Source organism: Pseudonocardia pini, from assembly GCF_013870575.1.
GTDB lineage: Bacteria > Actinomycetota > Actinomycetes > Mycobacteriales > Pseudonocardiaceae > Pseudonocardia > Pseudonocardia pini.
In genome coordinates this window covers 1-1342 of record NZ_JACBXB010001101.1, presented here as the reverse complement: position 1 = coordinate 1342, position 1342 = coordinate 1, and the positions used below count along the sequence as shown (strand labels likewise).

The 1342-nt window shown below is 73.3% G+C and carries 1 protein-coding gene; it reads right to left on the bottom strand.

What is annotated here, in order from left to right; genetic code table 11:
• Window positions 1-233: 233 nt before the first annotated feature.
• On the bottom strand, window positions 234-1106 hold the full coding sequence (gene panB / locus H5J29_RS32890) for a 3-methyl-2-oxobutanoate hydroxymethyltransferase (protein ID WP_181784791.1): 873 nt from the start codon (window positions 1104-1106) through the stop codon (window positions 234-236).
• Window positions 1107-1342 lie beyond the last annotated feature (236 nt).

The window sequence follows — 1342 nt, the reverse complement described above, 5'->3', positions numbered from 1 at the left end:
GATGCTCGCCGTACCGGGCACGCTCGCGGGCTGAGTCCGCCCCGCGCGACCCGTGCGTGCGGTTCCCCGGCGGCGCGCGGAGGGTCCTCCCGGGAATGCGTCGATCTCGAACCGTCAGGCCGCCTGACGGTTCGACATCGAAGCACCGCGCGGAGGCGGTGTCCCGCCCCGCTCCAGCGACGAACGACGGCAGGGCTGCCCGCACACCTGCGGGCAGCCCTGGTGTCCCTCGGTCAGTGGTAGGTGTGGGCCTCGTCCGGGTAGGCGCCGCCCCGGACGTCGGCGGCGTAGGCGCGGGCCGCCTCCAGGAGGACCCCGCCCACGTCCGCGTACTGCTTGACGAACTTCGGGACCCGGCCGCGGTTCATGCCCGCCATGTCGGACCAGACCAGGACCTGGGCGTCGCAGTCGCCGCCCGCGCCGATGCCGATGGTCGGGATGGTCAGCTCCGCGGTGACCCGCTTCGCGACCTCGCCCGGCACCATCTCCAGCACGACGGCGAAGGCGCCCGCCTCCTGGAGGGCGAGGGCGTCCTCGACCAGCTGCTGCTCGGCCGACGAGCCGCGGCCCTGGATCCGGAAGCCGCCGAGCGCGTGCTCGGCCTGCGGGGTGAAGCCGAGGTGCGCCATGACCGGGATCCCGGAGCCTGCGAGCGCCTCGACGTGCGGGGCGAACCGCGCCCCGCCCTCCAGCTTCACCGCGTGGGCACCGCCCTCCTTGAGGAACCGGATACCCGTGGTCACGGCCTGCTCGACCGACACGTGGTAGCTGCCGAAGGGCAGGTCGGCGACCACGAGCGCGCGCGGCGCCCCGCCGACCACGGCGCGGACCAGTGGCATCAGCTCGTCGACGGTGACGGGGATGGTGTTGTCGTAGCCGTAGACGTTGTTGCCCGCGGAGTCGCCGACGAGCAGGACCGGGATGCCGGCCTCGTCGAAGATCTGCGCGGAGTAGACGTCGTACGCGGTGAGCATCGGCCAGCGTTCGCCGCGCTCCTTCATCTCCCGCAGGTGATGCACGCGGGTGCGCTTCTGAGGCGCGGAGCTGCGGTAGGGCGCCTGAACCTCGGGCGCGCTCGGGCCGGCACCGGAACCAACTGGGGACATCGCTGTCCGTCCTCCCTCGAGGCCTGTGTCGCAGGTCCCCGGGTCGTCTGGGTGTGCAGGCGCAAGCGTGTCACCCCCGGGGCCCGCTGCGCACGGACCGGCGACGCACTTCACAACCGGGCCGTCGACGCTGTCATGCTGACGCCGTGTCCCCGCGCCGTCGCTCCCCGTCCACGGCCGCTCTCCGGACAGTGACCGCCCTCGTCGCCGTGCTCGGCGTCGTGGCGGGCTGTTCG

What these genes read in the sequence shown, in the direction of transcription:
- panB (WP_181784791.1), bottom strand. Translation starts at nt 1,106, where the DNA reads ATGTCCCCAGTTGGTTCCGGTGCCGGCCCGAGCGCGCCCGAGGTTCAG.